Consider the following 16,181-nt stretch of genomic DNA (forward strand, 5'->3'; position numbering starts at 1 on the left):
GGGCGAGCGCCTCGGCGATGGCGCGGCCGATGCCGGAGCTGCCGCCGGTCACCACGGCGGTGCGGCCCTCCAGGGAGAACAGGGAGGCCAGGTAGTCGTGCGTCGTCATGCGGGGACGATACCCCCGCGGTATCGACGGCCGGGCACGCGCGGCGTCGTCGTGGGACCAAGGCTTACGCTGCCCGGGTGACCGCACTCCCCGCCGCCCTGCCCGCGCTCGCCGAGCGCTCCGCCGCCCTGCTGGAGGCCATGCGCACGCGCGTGGTCGTGGCGGACGGCGCCATGGGCACGATGATCCAGGAGGCGAACCCGACCCTGGACGACTACCAGGGGCTGGAGGGCTGCAACGAGATCCTGACGGTCTCGCGGCCCGACCTGATCGCGGGGGTGCACGACGCGTTCCTCGCGGTGGGCGTGGACGCGATCGAGTCGAACACGTTCGGCGCCAACTGGTCGAACCTGTCGGACTACGGCATCGACGACCGGATCCGCGAGCTGGCCCGGGAGGGCGCCCGGATCGCGCGCGAGCGCGCCGACGCGTTCTCGACACCGGACAAGCCGCGCTGGGTGCTGGGCTCGATGGGTCCGGGCACCAAGCTGCCGTCGCTGGGCCACACCACGTACGCGCACCTGCGCGACACTTTCGCGGAGCAGGCGGCGGGCCTGATCGAAGGTGGCGCGGACGCGCTGCTGATCGAGACCAGCCAGGACCTGCTGCAGGCCAAGGCCGCGGTGACGGGCTGCCGGCAGGCGATGGCCGCGGCGGCGGACGGCGGGGTCGGGCAGCGGGTGGCGATCATCGTGTCGGTGACGGTGGAGACCACCGGGACCATGCTGATGGGCTCGGAGATCGGCGCCGCGCTGGTGGCGCTCCAGGCGCTGGACATCGACGCGATCGGCATGAACTGCGCGACGGGCCCGGAGCAGATGAGCGAGCACCTGCGGCACCTGTCGCAGCACGCGCAGATGCCGGTGGCGTGCATGCCGAATGCGGGCCTGCCCGTGCTGGGGCCGCACGGCGCGTCCTACCCGCTGACCCCGCAGGAGCTCGCGGCGGCGCACACGCAGTTCGCGCGCGAGTTCGGGCTGGGTCTGGTGGGCGGCTGCTGCGGCACGACGCCGGAGCACATGCGGCTCGTGGTCGAGGCCGTGGGCGGGCAGCCGGTGGCGGCGCGCGAGCCGGCGCGGGAGAACGCCGTCGCCTCGCTGTACTCGGCAACGGACCTGCGGCAGGAGACGAGCTTCCTCGCGATCGGCGAGCGCACCAACGCGAACGGCTCGAAGGCGTTCCGCGAGGCGATGCTGGAGGCCCGCTGGGACGACGTCGTCGACATCGCCCGGGCCCAGACGCGCGACGGCGCGCACCTGCTGGACGTGTGCGTGGACTACGTGGGGCGCGACGGCGTCGCGGACGTGCGGGACGTCGTCTCCCGGCTCGCGTCGGCGAGCACCCTGCCGCTGGTGATCGACTCCACGGAGCCCGCCGTGATCCGCGCGGGCCTGGAGCTGCTGGGCGGCCGCGGCGTGGTCAACTCGGTCAACTTCGAGGACGGTGACGGGCCGACGTCGCGGTTCGGGCGGATCATGCCGGCCGTCGTCGAGCACGGCGCCGCCGTCGTCGCCCTGACGATCGACGAGGAGGGGCAGGCGCGCACCGCCGACGGCAAGGTCGCCATCGCGTCCCGGCTGATCGACACCCTGGTGGGCGCCTGGGGCATGCGGGTGGACGACATCATCGTCGACGCCCTGACCTTCCCCATCGCGACGGGCCAGGAGGAGACGCGCCGCGACGCCATCGAGACGATCGAGGCGATCCGGCGCATCAACAGCAAGTACCCCGGCGTGCACACCACGCTCGGCGTCTCGAACGTGTCGTTCGGCCTCAACCCGGCGGCGCGCGCGGTGCTGAACTCGGTGTTCCTGCACGAGGCGGTCGAGGCCGGGCTGGACTCGGCGATCGTGCACGCGGCGAAGATCCTGCCGCTGTCCTCGATCCCGGAGGAGCAGCGGGCCACGGCGCTGGACCTGGTGTGGGACAAGCGCGAGTGGGACGCCGACGGGAACCTGACGTACGACCCGCTCGCCAAGCTGCTGGACCTGTTCGAGGGCGTGGACGCCGGGGCGATCCGGGACGCCCGCGCCGCGGAGCTCCTGGCTCTGCCCGTGGGCGAGCGGCTGGCACGGCGCATCATCGACGGCGCCCGCAAGGGCCTGGAGCCCGACATCGAGGAGGCGCTGGGCGCCGGGATGAGGGCGCTGGACATCGTCAACGACCACCTCCTGGAGGGCATGAAGGTGGTGGGCGACCTGTTCGGCAAGGGCGAGATGCAGCTGCCGTTCGTGCTCCAGTCGGCGGAGGTGATGAAGGCCGCCGTCGCGCTCCTGGAGCCCCACATGGAGAAGGTCGAGGGCTCCGGCTCGAAGGGCACGATCGTACTGGCCACGGTGCGCGGCGACGTGCACGACATCGGCAAGAACCTCGTGGACATCATCCTGACGAACAACGGCTACACGGTGGTGAACATCGGCATCAAGCAGCCGGTGAGCGCCATGATCGACGCCGCGATCGAGCACGACGCCGACGTCATCGGCATGTCGGGGCTGCTCGTGAAGTCGACCGTGGTGATGAAGGAGAACCTGGAGGAGCTGGCCTCGCGCGGGTACGAGAAGCGCTGGCCGGTGCTGCTGGGCGGGGCCGCGCTGACCCGCACGTACGTCGAGGACGATCTCGCCGGCGCCTTCCCCGGCACGGTGCGCTATGCGAAGGACGCGTTCGAGGGGCTGCGGCTCATGGAGCCCCTGGTGCGGGTCGCGCGCGGCGCCTCACCCGACGACGTCGGACTGCCCGCCCTGCGCAAGCGGCGGCACAACGTCGTCACTGTGACGCAGACGGCTGAGGAGGACCTGCCCGCCCGGTCCGACGTCGCGACCGACAACCTCGTGCCGGACCCGCCGTTCTGGGGCACGCGGATCGTCAAGGGCGTGCAGCTCTCCGAGTACGCCGCGTTCCTGGACGAGCGGGCGACGTTCATGGGCCAGTGGGGCCTCAAGCCGGGCCGCGCCTCCGGTTCTGGTCCGGCCGGCGCTTCTTACGAGGAGCTGGTCGAGACCGAGGGCCGGCCGCGCCTGGCGGAGTGGCTGGACCGTATCCGCACCGACCAGATCATGGACCCGACCGTGGTCTACGGGTACTTCCCGGTGTGGTCGGAGGGCGACGACGTCGTGGTCGCGCACCACGGCGACCTCGCGGGCACCGGGGCGCCCGACGGCGGCTCCGGGGGTCCCGTCGGGACCGAACGGCTGCGGTTCCACTTCCCGCGGCAGCGGCGCGACCGGCACCTGTGCCTCGCGGACTTCGTGCGGCCGCGCTCGTGGGTCGAGGAGACCGGTCGGTTCGACGTGCTGCCGGTGCAGCTCGTGACGGTGGGCGACACGGTCTCGGCGCACACCGCTCGCCTTTTTGAAGCCAACAAGTACCGCGAGTACATGGAGCTGCACGGACTGTCGGTGCAGCTCACGGAGGCGCTGGCGGAGTTCTGGCACGCGCGGGTGCGGGCGGAGCTGGGGTTCGCCGCCGAGGAGCCCTCGACCATGGAGGGGATGTTCAAGCTGGAGTACCGCGGGGCGCGGATGTCGCTCGGGTACCCCGCGTGCCCCGACATGGAGGACCGGCACAAGGTCGTGGAGCTGCTGCGGCCGGAGCGCGTGGGGGTCACGCTGTCGGACGAGCTGCAGCTGCACCCGGAGCAGTCCACCGACGCCTTCGTGTTCCACCACCCGGAGGCGAAGTACTTCTCGGTGTGACTTCCGGGGTGCTCGGCCCGGCCCGGTGCGCGAGCGGGCGTGGGGCGTCACGAACCGACGACGTACGTGGTCGATCCGGAGACGACGGCGCCGCGCCGCGGCGCGCGAGACGAGAGGTACCCCGATGACCCCGATCCAGCATGCCTTGACCGACGTCCTCGACATCGCGTACGCCGAGTACGGGCCGGCCACCGGCCCTGCAGTGGTGCTGCTGCACGGATTTCCCTACGACGTCCACAGCTACGTCGACGTCGCGCCCCGGCTGGCGGCGCGCGGCTACCGGGTCGTCGTGCCCCATCTCCGCGGCCACGGCCCGACACGGTTCCGCGACGACTGGACACCACGCTCCGGCCAGCAGGCAGCGCTCGGCGCGGACGTCCTCGGCCTGCTCGACGCCCTCGACATCCCGCAGGCCGTGCTCGCCGGCTACGACTGGGGTGGCCGCGCCGCCTGCGTGGTCGCGGCGCTGCGGCCCGAGCGGGTCACCGGGCTAGTCAGCGTCAACGGCTACCTCATCCAGGACATCGCCGCGTCGGCGAAACCCATCCGTCCCGACCTCGAAGCCGGCTTCTGGTACTTCTACTACTTCCTCACCGAGCGCGGACGGGCCGGCCTGGCGGCGAACCGGCGGGAGATCGCCGAGGTGATCTGGCGTCGTAACTCGCCGGCGTGGGACTTCGGCCAGGCGACGCTCGACCGGGCCGCGGCCGCGTTCGACAACCCCGACTACGTCGACGTCGTGCTGCATTCCTACCGGCACCGGCTGGGTGAGGCGCCGGGCGCACCGGAGTACGACGCCTTCGAGTACGCCCTCGCGCCGCTGCCGCCGATCGGGGTACCGACGGTGACGCTGGCCGGCCTCGCCGACGGCAACTTTCCGGTGACCGACGAGGTGCCCGACGCCGGCCGCTTCACCGGTCCCCGCCTGCACCGCGAGGTACCGGACGCCGGACACAACCTCCCGCAGGAGGCGCCGGACGCGTTCGTCCAGGCAGTGCGCGACGTGTTCCGGCTGGCGGACGGGCACGACCGGATGCCGGACGCGTAGCGGTCGCCTAGGAGGCCGGTATACCGGCGGCCAGGACCGCGGCGATGCCGGTCACGCGGACCGTCACCACCGTGGTCCGCGCGACGCACTGATCTGCGCCGCACCCAGCTGTCTCCTTGAGGAGAACACCGGTCTTCGCGAAGACCTTCCTGAGATGCCATTCGACGGTGTGCGGGCTGAGGAACAGCTGCGCGCCGATCTCACGGTTGGTGAGGCCGTCGCCGGCGAGGTGAGCGATCCTGCTCTCCTGTACTCGCACGCCGACCGTGCGGACTCGAGGGCGGCGTCGGGGTGGGCGTCGGCTTCGGCGACGGCTCCGTGGGCTTCGGCGAGGGCTTCGGCGTCGGCGTGGGCTTCGGGGCCGGCTCGCTCGGCTTCGTGCGCTGGAGCGTCTGCTGACGCGGCACGTGCGGACGGCCACGGCCGAGCCGTCGGTCGAGTGTCACCAGCAATCGCTCAACTGACGGACCGGCCGACGTACCGGTGCAGGCCACGGCTGCGGCGGTCGACGCGGGTGGACCGAGGTAGGTGATCAGGTGAGGTGCAGGCCGCCATCGACCGCGAGGACCTGGCCGGTGAGCCAGGTGGTGGCCGGGTCGGCGAGCCGCACCACCCATGAGGCAACCTCGTCGGGCTCACCACGCCGCCCGAGCGGGATGCGGGCGGCCTCGTCGCGCTTGACCTCCTTGACCGTGGCGTCGGACAGCCCTGCTGCGGCGAGGGCCTCGCTCTCGGTGGGGCCGGGCGCTACCGCGTTGACACGGACGCCCGCGGAGGCGAGCTCCAGCGCCCAGCTCCGCGTGAGCTGCTCGACGGCGCCCTTCGCCGCGGCGTAGTGGGCCGCCCCGGGCAGCGGGCGGTGGCCGTAGGTGCTGGAGATGTTCACTATCGAGCCCTTGGATCGGAGCAGGTGGGGCAGAGCGGCGTGGGTGAGCAGGCTCGGCGCGGTGACGTTGATGCTGAACAGCTCGTCGATACCGTCCGCGGTGGTCTCGGCGAGCGGCATCGGCGCGAAGGCCCCGGCGTTGTTGACGAGCGCGTCCAGGCGGCCCCATCGGTCGATCGTCGCGTCGATGACGTCCTGGGGAGCGCCCGGTGCGCGCAGGTCCGCCGAGAGCGTGGCGATGCCGGGGTGCCCGGCGGCGGTCTCCTCGAGGGCATGAGCGCGGCGCCCGGCGCCGAGCACGTGCGCTCCGGCGCGGGAGAAGGCGCGGGCGGTCGCCCGGCCGATGCCGGACCCGGCGCCCGTGACGATCACGACCTTGCCGGTGAGAGTCTCGTCGGAGTGGGCCTTCGGCTGACCTGTCAACGCTGCTCCTCGTTCGGGGTGGTTCGGCAGCAAGGCCGATGTTCGATGGTTGACGAACATCGAACAAGTTACCACGGGGGCCTGAGCAGGGGAGCAACCATGGACCCGGCACCCGCCGCGCGCCGGCCGCGGCGCACTGTTCGATGTTTCCCGAACATCGAACGACGTATCATGAGGCCATGCGGAGCGCCGACCATCCTGACGTCAGCGACATCTCGCTCACGAGGGTGCTGTCCGCCCTGGCGGACCCGTTGCGCCTCGGCGTCGCCTGCCTCTTGGCCGACGGCGAGGAGCGCCAGTGGGGCGACCTGGACGTGCCGGTGTCCAAGTCGACGTTGAGTCACCACATGAAGACACTCCGCCAGGCCGGGCTGACGCGGACCCGTGAGGAGGGGACGCGCTGCTACGTGCGTCTCCGCACGGTCGAGCTCGAGAGCCGCTTTCCGGGACTGCTTGCCTCGATCCTGCAGGCGGCCCCGGCCGAGGCCGCACCGGTGGGCCTCAGGTAGACCGGGCTCCCTGCTGCACCAGCCGGTGGACGAACGGGGCCACCATCTCCTCGACACTGGCCCAGACCTGGTCGAGGGCCGCCCCGGACTCGATCATCCGGGACCCGGAGTTCACCACGGCGTTGACGAGCTCGGCACTGCGCGCCACGTCGTGCACACCGAGGCTGCGCAGCGTGTCGGCCAAGGGCTGGAGCAGCTCGTCGTGCATCGCTCGGGTGCTCTCCGCGACAGCGCCGGCGGGACCGGCGCTCGCCAGCGCCGTGGCCAGAGCGTGCTCGCCCTCCGCGACGAGCTCGAGGTTGGCGCGGATGTAGGCGAGGACGCGTGTCGCGTCGTCGGGCGCCCTGTCCATCTCCCGCGACACCGTGGCTGACCACCGGGGGAAGACGTCCTCCACCATGGCCCGCAGGAGGTCCTCGGCGGAACGGAAGTACTGATAGACGCTGGGCCGGGCGAGACCGGCTCGCTCGGCGAGGGCCGCGAACGTCGGCGGGCGGCCGGTCTCGGCCAGGAGCGACCTCGCCGCGTCGAGCAGTGCGCGCTGCTGCGCAGAGCGGTGCAGGGCGACGGTGGGGGCGCTGATCCGCGGCACGGCTCTCCTTCGCGACAGGCTCTCGGGCCCCGGACCGGGACCCGAGAGCACGAGTTCAGGCGCCCAGTCTCCCATCTTCCATCTCGACGGTGCGGTCGCAGTGCTCGAGCACGTCGTGGTCGTGCGTGACCATGACGGTCGCGACGCCGTGGTCGTGCGTCTCGGCGGCGAGCAGCTCGACCACCTCGTGACTGCGCGCACGGTCCAGCGCCGCCGTCGGCTCGTCGACCAGGAGCAAGGCAGGGGCGGTGACCAGGGCCCGCGCGATCCCCACGCGCTGGCGCTCACCGCCCGACAGCTCGTGCGGGCGCCGGTCCGCCTTGTGCCCCATGCCGACCTGCTCCAGGAGCGCCCGAGGGTCCCTGTCCGGCGTGCCGCGCATCCCGGCGACGTGCAGGGCGAACCGGAGCTGGTCGACGGCGGTGAGCGCGGGCAGGAGATTCCCGGACTGGAAGACGAAGCCGATCCGCTCGCGGCGCAGCGCCGCCTGACGTGCGGGCTTGAGGCCCGTGACGTCCACCCCGTCGAGGTGGACGGCACCGGAGCTGGGCGCGATGAGCGCGCCAGCGACGGCAAGCAGGCTCGACTTGCCGGAACCGGACGGCCCGAGGACGGCAAGCAGCTCCCCCGGCGGCACGGTGAGGGTCACGTCGTCGAGCGCGACGACCGTCGAGTCGCCGTCGCCCAGAGTCAGGGAGACCCCGGCAAGGCGTAGCCCCCGCGCACGGAGCGGCGCGGGCGGCACGAGCTGTTCGGTGGCGTGCGTCATCGTTGTCCTCCGAGAGCGGTCAGGGGGTCGACCCGGGCGATGCGGCCCACCGACGCGGCAGCCCCGGCCAGGCCGAGACCGACCAGCAGTGCCGCGGCGACGGCGAGCGGCCCGGCCTCGAGCTCGAACGGCATCGGGGTGGACGACAGCAGCGCCCCGAGCCCGGTCCCGGCGCCGATACCGACGGCGGTCGAGACCACCAGCACGACGGCGGCCTGGGCCAGAGCGTCCCCGACCAGGTATCCGTTCGACGCGCCCATGGCCCGGGCGACGGCGATCTCGTGCTTGCGCTGGATGGTCCAGACCATGAAGAACGCACCCACCACCAGTGCGGAGATCGCGTACAGGAACACCTGGATGAGCTCCAGCGTCAGCGTCTCGGCCGCGTAACCCGGCGAGCCGTCGAAGGACTCGGTCAGGCTGACCGTCGTGGTGGTGGCGGCGGTGTCGCCTGCGGCGGCGTCGATCCGGACGTCCGGCCCGGCCGTCAGCGCGATCGCCGTGGCCTCGTCGTAGACCTCGGGCCGGGCCCGCTCGCCCGTGGGGACGCCCGCGTGGATCTCCTGCCAGGTGGCCAGCGGCACGTAGGCCACGTCCACGTGCCCGAAGGTGTGCTGGCCGTCGAGGACCCCGGCGATCGTGAGCTCCGTGCCGAGCCGCTCGATCGTCACGGTGTCACCGACACCCAGGCCGAGGTCGGCGACCGTCTCGCTGACGACGATCTGGTCAGGGCGGTCGAGGGTGCCGCCGTCGACGACCGAGCTCGCGGTGGGGGCGACGAAGGAGTCCGGCTCCACGCCGAACAGCGCCAGGTCCACGGGCTCGCCGTGCGGACCCTCCGCATTGACGAGCTGGTTGCCGAACAGCGCAGCGTCCGCCACGCCGTCCTGGGCCGACCACCGCTCGAGCTGGTCACGGTCCACCGTGCTGCGCGAGAACGCGGAGTCGATCGCCGTGCCCTCACCGAAGGCGAAGTCCGTGACGGGCAACTTCTTGAGCCCGGACACACCGTCATTGACCAGACCGGAAGACAGGCCGGACAACATGACCACCAGGACCGCGATGAGCGCGACGACACCTCCCATCAGGCCGAATCGTGCACGCGCGAACGACAGCTCGCGCAGGGCCAGGAACATGGCTCTCCTTTCGGGTCGGCACGGGTTGCCGACACACCGTTGGCAACTTTACCAACGGTGTGTCGACAACTTCACCGCCCCGTCAGCGCGAGCTTCGCGATCGCCACGCCCGCGCCCTCGGCGATCCTTCCCGCCCGGAGCACGTGGTGGTCATTCGTGACGAAGGCCGTCGTGTATTCCGCGTCGACGTGCGCGTCCAGCAGCCGCGCGCGACCAGGTACCGCTCCATCGCGAGCGCCTCGGTGACGGACTCTGCGTCCGCGCACAACGGGGATCCGCCGTACGTGCCGCCGCCGGGATCCGGCGCGGTGGCGCTACGGTACGGGTGCCTGCCCGGCAGAGGTCGACGCAGACGCCGACCCGAAACGGAGTTCCTGTGGCACGAGACACCGGCTTCCCCCGCCGTACCGGCACGCTGCTCGCCGTGACGGGCGTCGCAGCGGCGGTCCTGGCCGGGTGCGGGACCTCGCCCACCACGGGCGCGGCGGCCGACCTGTCCCCGGACGACGTCTCCGCGGCGCTCCAGGAGGGCGGCGACCTGCTGGTCTGGGCCTGGGAACCCACGCTGGAGCACGTCGTGGAGGACTTCGAGGCCGAGTACCCGAACGTGGACGTCGAGCTGGCGAACGTCGGCACGGGCAACGACCACTACGTCGTGCTGCAGAACGCGATCCGCGCGGGCTCGGGCGTGCCCGACGTCGCGCAGGTCGAGTACTACGCCCTGCCACAGTTCTCCATCGCGGGGTCGCTCGCGGACCTCGCGCCGCTGGGCGCGCGGGACCTGGACGGCACCTACTCCCCCGGGACCTGGGAGGCCGTGACCGACGACGGCGCCGTGTACGGCCTGCCGATCGACTCCGGCCCGATGGCGCTGTTCTACAACGCGCGGACCTTCGAGGCGGCCGGGGCCCAGGTACCGGCGACGTGGGACGAGTTCGTCGAGACCGCCCGGAAGATCCACGCGTACGACAGCGACACCTACCTCGTCGCGGACGACGGCAACGCCGGGTTCGCGACCTCGATGATCTGGCAGGCGGGTGGGACGCCGTACACCGTCGACGGGACCACGGTGCGCGTCGACCTGACCGACGAGGGCTCCACCAGGTTCGCCGGCATGTGGCAGCAGCTCCTGGACGACGACCTCGTGACGAAGGTGCCTGAGTGGTCGGACGAGTGGTTCCAGCGGCTCGGCGACGGGACGATCGCCGCGCTGGTGACGGGAGCGTGGATGCCCGCTAACCTCGCGTCCGGTGCGCCGGGGGCGTCCGGGGACTGGCGGGTGGCGCCCATGCCGCAGTGGACGAAGGGCGCGGCCGCGACCGCGGAGAACGGCGGCTCCGCGCTGTCGGTGACCGAGGCCAGCACCCAGAAGGCGCTGGCCTACGGGTTCCTCCAGTACGCGAACGCCGGCGAGGGGGTGCAGGTCCGGCTCGACCACGGCAACTTCCCGGCGACGACGGCGGACCTCACGAGCCCCGAGTTCCTGGCCAAGGAGCCGAGGTACTTCGGCGGGCAACGGATCAACGAGGTGCTCTCCGCGTCCGCGACCAGCGTCGTTCCCGGCTGGCAGTACCTGCCGTACCAGGTCTACGCGAACAGCGTGTTCCCCGACACCGTCGGCCAGGCCTACACGGGCTCGACGACGCTCGCGGACAGTCTCACCGACTGGCAGGACTCGATCGTGAAGTACGGCAACGAGCAGGGCTTCACCGTCTCCGGCCCGTGAGCGCGCCGTCAGGCCCCTACGACTTCTCGTTGTCGCCGAGCGTCTCGTCCTCAGCAGCGGAGGTGCCCCGCACCATCGCGAACACCGGGAAGAACGCCACACCGAGCGCAATGCCGACCGCGAGGTTGTCCAGCGTGATGCCGAGCGCCACCCCGATGCACAGGCCGACGGCGACACCGGCGCCCCAGCTCCAGCCTGTGGTCGTTCCGGCGTCGTCCCCGCCCTGGTCGTCCGGTCCGGTGGGTGCCATGTGCCCAACGTAGGCAGTTGGATGCGCCCGAGTCCTCCCCCCGAGGTCTGATCTTGCGCCGGACCGTCCCCCTGGAGGCCTACAGCCCGTCCACCCGCCTGACCACCGTGTCGAGCGTCGGCCACGGGGCGCCCGCGCGCAGCACGCGCAGGAGCTCCTCCCCGAAGGCCCTCCCCCGCGGGAACTGGTCGTCGACGTCCCAGCGCCAGGCGGCGACCATCGCGAGGACGAGCTGCCGGCAGTCGTCGAGCAGCTCCTGGTCGGCGCCCGGGTAGTGCACGCAGACCGCCTCCGGAACGTGGGCGAGGTCGAACTCGACCGGCCCGCGGCAGCAGGTCTCGAGGTCGATGAACAGCGGGCCGTTCTCGGTGCCGAGCACGTTGCCCGGGTGTGGCTCGCCGTGGAGCAGCTGCTCGACGGCGCCGCGGTCTTCGATCGCTCGTCGCAGGCCTGCCAGCCTGCGGCCGAGGAACGCCCGGTCGGTGTCTGCGAGCGCAGGCGAGCGGTCCGGGTCGGCGACGATCTCCTGCGCCTCCGTGATCCGGTCCGTGAAGCGCGGGCTGGGCAGGTCGACGGTGCGCATGCCGTCGTGCAACCGCTTCAGCGCCTTGGCGACGTCGGCAGGTGACGGCCCGGGCGTCACGGGCGGGTAGTAGGTCCACAGGGTCACGGCGAAGCCGTCGCGCACGTACACCCGCGGGTCCACGCGAGGTTCCAGGTGGCCCACCGGCGCGCCGGCCGCGGCGAGCAGCTGGGCGAGTTCGACCTCGAACTGCGCGACCTCCTGGCCCAGCGGGGCGACGCGGGCGAAGACGTCGCACGGCGTCAGCCGCAGCGCCAGCTTGTTCGAGTCGTGCAGCACGACGGCGTCGGCGGCCGCCAGGTCGAGGGATGCGGCGACGGAGGTCGCTGCCGCGATGGCCCGTGTGACCTCGGTGTTCTCCACCGTCGCATCGTGGCACGGGCGGGCAAGCTGATTTCGATGGCCCCGACCCTGGTTCGCCGGCCGGCCGTGCGGCACGACGCCAGGTCGGCTGCGAGGATTACCCGGTTCCGCACGCCGCCGCGAGAGGAGTCACATTGACCGGGTACGCCGTCGTGGACGTGGAGACGACGGGGTTGTTCCCCGGCGGGAGCGACCGGATCGCGGAGATAGCGATCGTCCACGTCGACCCCGACGGCCAGGTCGAGCGCACCTGGACCACGCTCGTCAACCCGGGACGCGACCTCGGACCGCAGCAGATCCACGGGATCAGCGGTGCCGACGCGCGCTACGCGCCGGCGTTCGGCGACATCGCCGGCGACGTCGCCGACCTGCTGCGCGGACGCACGTTCGTGGCGCACAACGCCCAGTTCGACCGCCGGTTCGTCTGGCACGCGTTCGCCGAGATCGGGTACGACGTCCCGCTCATCGCGCCCACCACCCTGTGCACGATGCGCACCGGTGCGCAGCTCTTCCCGACCGCCCCGCGTTCCCTGGCCGGCGCGTGCTATCACCACGGCATCACGCTCGACTCCGCGCACGAGGCCCTCTCGGACGCCCGTGCCGCGGCCGAGCTCCTGCGCGTCTACCTGGCCGGCGGTGCCCGCAACGTCGTCCCCGACTGGGACGACGTCGTCGAGCTCGCCGCGACCACACCCTGGCCGCTGATCCCCGTCACCGCCGCCGCGCCCGTCCGACGTGGCGTCGCGACCGAGCGTGACACCCACTTCCTGGCGCGGCTCGCCGCGGCCCGCACCGCGCCTGTCCCCACGTGGGAGAAGGAGGAGTACCTCGGGCTGGTCGACCGAGCGTTGCTGGACCGGCACATCTCGGCCCGCGAGCACGACCAGCTCGCCGGGTTCTGCGCCCGAGTCGGGATCGGGCGGGCGGACGCCGAGGCCCTGCACCGCGAGTACCTCGCCGGGCTCGCCGCAGTGGCCTGGGCAGACGGCGGGCCGCGGCCGACCGAGGTGACCGATTTCCTGGCCGTGGCCGGCATGCTCGGCGTTCCCGAGGCGGACGCCCGGCGCATCCTCGAGTCCCCGGGGATCGCGAGCCGGGACACCGGCGGTGCGTCCGTCGCCGACCAGCGACCGGGCCGCTTCACCCTTGGCCCCGGCGACCTGGTCGTCTTCACCGGGGCGATGGACGAGCCGCGGGACGTGTGGGAGCGCCGGGCCAGGGCGGCCGGACTCGTCCCGCACCCGACCGTCACCAGGAAGGTCCGCCTGGTCGTCGCGGCCGACCCGGACTCGATGTCCGGCAAGGCCCGCAAGGCCGAGTCCTACGGCATCACCGTGGTCGGCGAGGCCGGGTTCGTCCGCATCCTCGACGACGTCGCGCGTTCCGCGCTTACAGCCGTGGGAAGTGCGACGCGGTAGGGCGCTTCCTTACGCCTCCGGGGTGCCGGCGTTCTGGCGCAGCCACTGGTCGTGGTGCTGCTGGAACGCCTCGACGACAAGCTCGTTCCGGCCTCGGAGGCTGTTCAGCCCGATACACACCGGGGTCCCGATGAGCTTGATGTTGCCGCGGGACAGGAATCGCGCGACCGGCCCCAAGCGCGCGAGCACGACCGCCGGGTCCTGCACCACCACACACAGGTTGGTCTGCTGCTGGACGCGGTGGAGATGCCAGCCGAGCACCTGGTCCCAGGTCGTCCTCCCGCTGGCGAGGGCGCTTGAGGTGTCGGTGAACCCTTCGGCATCGATGACGAGCCCGGCAGTGGGCTTCAGCAGGAAGGTCAGCCACAGCACAGTGCAGTAGCCAAAGAACGTAGTGCCGGCCACACCCGCGACCAGGTACAGGAACCACAGGAAAGGCGACATCGGGGTCAGCAGCGGCAGCGCGTCCGGGAAGAGCGCGGCGAGGAGCAGCAGGACCCCGGCCGTGGTCATGAGGGGGCCGAGCACCAGCCCCATCAGCAGGATGCGGGCTCGCGAGACCTTGAACTGCACGGCGTCAGTCACGGCGGAACGATAGCGGCCCGGCAACGCGAATGGCCGAGCAGGGCATGGACTTCACCCGGAAATTCCGGCACGAAGATGACGGCTCAGGTCAACAGGCCCTCCACCGCCTCCCGTGCCTCCAGCGCCGCGAAGATGTCTGTCGCAAGATGCACGGAGTGCCGGTCGCCTTTAACGGCACCCACACGCATTCGAGCTAGCGGAAGCTCGCGCGCTGCACGGAGCAGCACCGGCTCTTTCATATACGCCACGAGATCTGACCGCTTCTTGAAGGTCAACTCCTCGATCAGCCCCAAGCCGGAAACAGAATCCTGGACACCAGCGCCCCTGATGGTGTGTCTCAGTGAAGTCAGGCGTTCCCGAAATCCTGTCATCCGTGGTTCGGCGACAAGCACCTGCGCCACAAGCCCTGCCCCGTTCCTGGTCGGCGCCTCATAGACGCCGAAGACGTTCACCGCGTGGCAATAGACCGCAGCCAGCGGCCGCCAAGCCTCGTTCGCCCTCTTGTTCGGCATCGCCTGGACGAACCAGAATCGCTGTTCCGTGGTGCGAGGCCACAAGAGCGATGTTCCGACGTATGAGGCCAGCAGGTCCACGATCTCCCCATAGTCGCGATGTTCACGAAGACGGTCGAACCGCGTCGTCGAACGCGCACTCGTGTCCCCACCGCGCTCGACCGCAACTGGTTCGGCGCCCTCCCCCGAGAGCCAGCTGTCCTGAACTGATCGTGGCACCAGCGCGTCAAGCGCGTAGGTACCCAGACGATGGATCGTCAGGAGCGAGTTCCTCAGGTAACCCGGCCCCTCGAAATACCGGACCGTGTCGACCTCCGCCTTGGACAGGTCCCCCTTCTCCGCCCGGAAATCCACGCCGATGATGTCGCCCCAGCGCTGCATGTGCTGTTCGAACCGACGCACCACGTCGACGGCTTGTCCGACATAGGCCTCGCCATTCGCGAACCGCAGCCGGTAGATACCCCGCCGGTCCCGCGGGCCGATGACGTCCAAGAGACTCTTGCTCGAATGCGACTCCCACGACACATCAAAACGCCCGAGCGAAGCCAAGAGGTTCTCCCTACGAATCAGCGGCGCACCGTAGGTGCAACGATCGCGCCGACGCCCCGCATGATGCGCGGGTTGACCGGCTGGAGGTCACATAGTGCTCAAGCCAGTCCAGGCTCGTCGAGGGGATGTGCGCATCCTTCACCCGGGTGAACCGGCACGCTTCACAGGCATGCGGTAAGACCTCGATCGTTGGTCGTGAACTCACGTACAGGATGTGAGCGCAAGGGCAAGTGGGCCTACGCCCCCGAGCCCTTCCGCTGGTTCGCGAGGAACCGGGCCTTCTTCTCCTTGTTCCCGCACGTGCCCATGTCGCACCACCGGCGCGACCGACTCTGGCTGGTGTCGAAGAACGCCGCCTGACACGTCGGCGAGGCGCACAGGGCCAGCTTGCCGTCCCGCTCCCCGGCGAGGATACCGATCGCATCGGCGGCGATGACGCCCAGCGCGTCGTCGACGGCCGACGTCGCGGAGAGCCGCCATTCCCGATCGCCCTCAGGGCCGAGGACAGCGGAAGCACGGCCCCGGACACTGAAGTCGTTGATGACCCGAACGGCCGCAGCAGGAAGCGCCTCCTGCCCCGCCCCCGCCGTCGCCGCCTCGTGGATCGCCTCCCGCAGCTCCCGCGCGCGCTCCAGCTGGCTCGCGGTGGCCGACTCCACGGCGAGGCCGCTCACCGCCAGCCAGTCGACGAGCCGGGCCGGCGTCGGGATGCGCTCCACGGGATCGCCGTGCCGCTCCGACAGCGTGCCCGTGAAGCTCGTCGCGAGCACCTTGCCGAGGCGGAAGTCCGGGAACCGAGCGGTCATGGAACCACCTTAGCCGGTTCCGCTGCACTGAAGAGCACTGCTAGAACCGTCTTAGCCGGTTCTCCCGAACGCCGGCACCCCCGACGAGGAGGTCCCATGACCAGCCAGCCCAGCGACGTGCGGCGGTTCGAGGCGCACGCGAACGACGCCGACCTCGACGACCTGCGCGCCCGGCTGGCCGCGGCGCGGCTGCCGGAGGCCGAGACGGTCCGCGGCTCCGCG

General features: G+C 71.4%; 15 protein-coding genes. 5 read left to right on the forward strand and 10 right to left on the reverse strand.

Features of this window, described 5'->3' with window-relative positions:
• The first annotated feature begins 249 nt into the window (after nucleotides 1-249).
• The gene (metH, locus tag PROKR_RS18885) at nucleotides 250-3,804 is read left to right on the forward strand and encodes a methionine synthase (RefSeq protein WP_245605886.1); all 3,555 of its coding nucleotides are present in this window, start codon (nucleotides 250-252) and stop codon (nucleotides 3,802-3,804) included.
• A 124-nt stretch (nucleotides 3,805-3,928) separates the two neighbouring features.
• Nucleotides 3,929-4,852 (forward strand): alpha/beta fold hydrolase, encoded by a 924-nt coding sequence (locus tag PROKR_RS18890; protein ID WP_036965714.1) that lies wholly within the window; start codon nucleotides 3,929-3,931, stop codon nucleotides 4,850-4,852.
• A gap of 7 nt (nucleotides 4,853-4,859) precedes the next feature.
• On the opposite strand, the gene PROKR_RS37485 is transcribed toward PROKR_RS18890, so the two are convergent.
• Nucleotides 4,860-5,111: a helix-turn-helix domain-containing protein gene (locus tag PROKR_RS37485; protein WP_036965716.1), complete on the reverse strand. Its 252-nt coding sequence runs from the start codon at nucleotides 5,109-5,111 to the stop codon at nucleotides 4,860-4,862.
• Nucleotides 5,112-5,384: 273 nt separating this feature from the next.
• Entirely contained in the window at nucleotides 5,385-6,161 is a 777-nt protein-coding gene (locus PROKR_RS18900; RefSeq protein WP_036965718.1) for an SDR family NAD(P)-dependent oxidoreductase, read from the reverse strand.
• A 179-nt stretch (nucleotides 6,162-6,340) separates the two neighbouring features.
• On the opposite strand from PROKR_RS18900, the gene PROKR_RS18905 reads away from it, so the two are divergent.
• Nucleotides 6,341-6,670 (forward strand): ArsR/SmtB family transcription factor, encoded by a 330-nt coding sequence (locus tag PROKR_RS18905; RefSeq protein WP_036965720.1) that lies wholly within the window; start codon nucleotides 6,341-6,343, stop codon nucleotides 6,668-6,670.
• Here the strand turns inward: PROKR_RS18905 and PROKR_RS18910 are convergent.
• The 3 genes from PROKR_RS18910 to PROKR_RS18920 are packed head-to-tail and all read right to left on the reverse strand — an operon-like array spanning nucleotide 6,663 to nucleotide 9,167.
• Entirely contained in the window at nucleotides 6,663-7,262 is a 600-nt protein-coding gene (locus PROKR_RS18910; protein ID WP_036965722.1) for a TetR/AcrR family transcriptional regulator, read from the reverse strand. The two genes, PROKR_RS18905 and PROKR_RS18910, sit on opposite strands and share 8 nt — an antisense overlap.
• Before the next feature lie 55 nt (nucleotides 7,263-7,317).
• On the reverse strand, nucleotides 7,318-8,031 hold the full coding sequence (locus PROKR_RS18915; protein ID WP_051433142.1) for an ABC transporter ATP-binding protein: 714 nt from the start codon (nucleotides 8,029-8,031) through the stop codon (nucleotides 7,318-7,320).
• Nucleotides 8,028-9,167, reverse strand: a complete 1,140-nt coding sequence (locus tag PROKR_RS18920; protein ID WP_036965724.1) for an ABC transporter permease — start codon at nucleotides 9,165-9,167, stop codon at nucleotides 8,028-8,030. Before PROKR_RS18920 ends, PROKR_RS18915 begins: the two co-directional genes overlap by 4 nt.
• A 376-nt stretch (nucleotides 9,168-9,543) precedes the next feature.
• Between PROKR_RS18920 and PROKR_RS18925 the strand changes: the two genes are divergently transcribed.
• A complete protein-coding gene (locus PROKR_RS18925; protein WP_036965726.1) occupies nucleotides 9,544-10,893 on the forward strand; it encodes an ABC transporter substrate-binding protein in 1,350 nt (449 codons plus the stop codon).
• 16 nt (nucleotides 10,894-10,909) lie between these two features.
• Here PROKR_RS18925 and PROKR_RS18930 read toward each other — a convergent pair whose 3' ends face one another.
• Both PROKR_RS18930 and PROKR_RS18935 read right to left on the reverse strand, forming a co-directional pair.
• On the reverse strand, nucleotides 10,910-11,143 hold the full coding sequence (locus tag PROKR_RS18930) for a glycine zipper domain-containing protein (protein ID WP_036965728.1): 234 nt from the start codon (nucleotides 11,141-11,143) through the stop codon (nucleotides 10,910-10,912).
• 79 nt (nucleotides 11,144-11,222) lie between these two features.
• Entirely contained in the window at nucleotides 11,223-12,089 is an 867-nt protein-coding gene (locus PROKR_RS18935) for a phosphotransferase family protein (protein WP_036965730.1), read from the reverse strand.
• 134 nt (nucleotides 12,090-12,223) lie between these two features.
• On the opposite strand from PROKR_RS18935, the gene PROKR_RS18940 reads away from it, so the two are divergent.
• The gene (locus PROKR_RS18940; RefSeq protein ID WP_036965732.1) at nucleotides 12,224-13,507 is read left to right on the forward strand and encodes an exonuclease domain-containing protein; all 1,284 of its coding nucleotides are present in this window, start codon (nucleotides 12,224-12,226) and stop codon (nucleotides 13,505-13,507) included.
• A 9-nt stretch (nucleotides 13,508-13,516) separates the two neighbouring features.
• Here the strand turns inward: PROKR_RS18940 and PROKR_RS18945 are convergent, their stop codons facing one another.
• The 3 genes from PROKR_RS18945 to PROKR_RS18955 all read right to left on the reverse strand — a co-directional run bounded on the left by PROKR_RS18945 (nucleotide 13,517) and on the right by PROKR_RS18955 (nucleotide 15,959).
• The gene (locus tag PROKR_RS18945; protein WP_036965734.1) at nucleotides 13,517-14,092 is read right to left on the reverse strand and encodes an STM3941 family protein; all 576 of its coding nucleotides are present in this window, start codon (nucleotides 14,090-14,092) and stop codon (nucleotides 13,517-13,519) included.
• 83 nt (nucleotides 14,093-14,175) lie between these two features.
• Nucleotides 14,176-15,153: a GIY-YIG nuclease family protein gene (locus PROKR_RS18950; RefSeq protein ID WP_157602256.1), complete on the reverse strand. Its 978-nt coding sequence runs from the start codon at nucleotides 15,151-15,153 to the stop codon at nucleotides 14,176-14,178.
• Nucleotides 15,154-15,389: 236 nt separating this feature from the next.
• Nucleotides 15,390-15,959, reverse strand: coding sequence for a CGNR zinc finger domain-containing protein (locus tag PROKR_RS18955; protein WP_036965737.1), 570 nt, complete (start codon nucleotides 15,957-15,959; stop codon nucleotides 15,390-15,392).
• Nucleotides 15,960-16,181 lie beyond the last annotated feature (222 nt).

This window comes from Promicromonospora kroppenstedtii DSM 19349 (assembly GCF_000515355.1).
Classification (GTDB): Bacteria; Actinomycetota; Actinomycetes; order Actinomycetales; family Cellulomonadaceae; genus Promicromonospora; species Promicromonospora kroppenstedtii.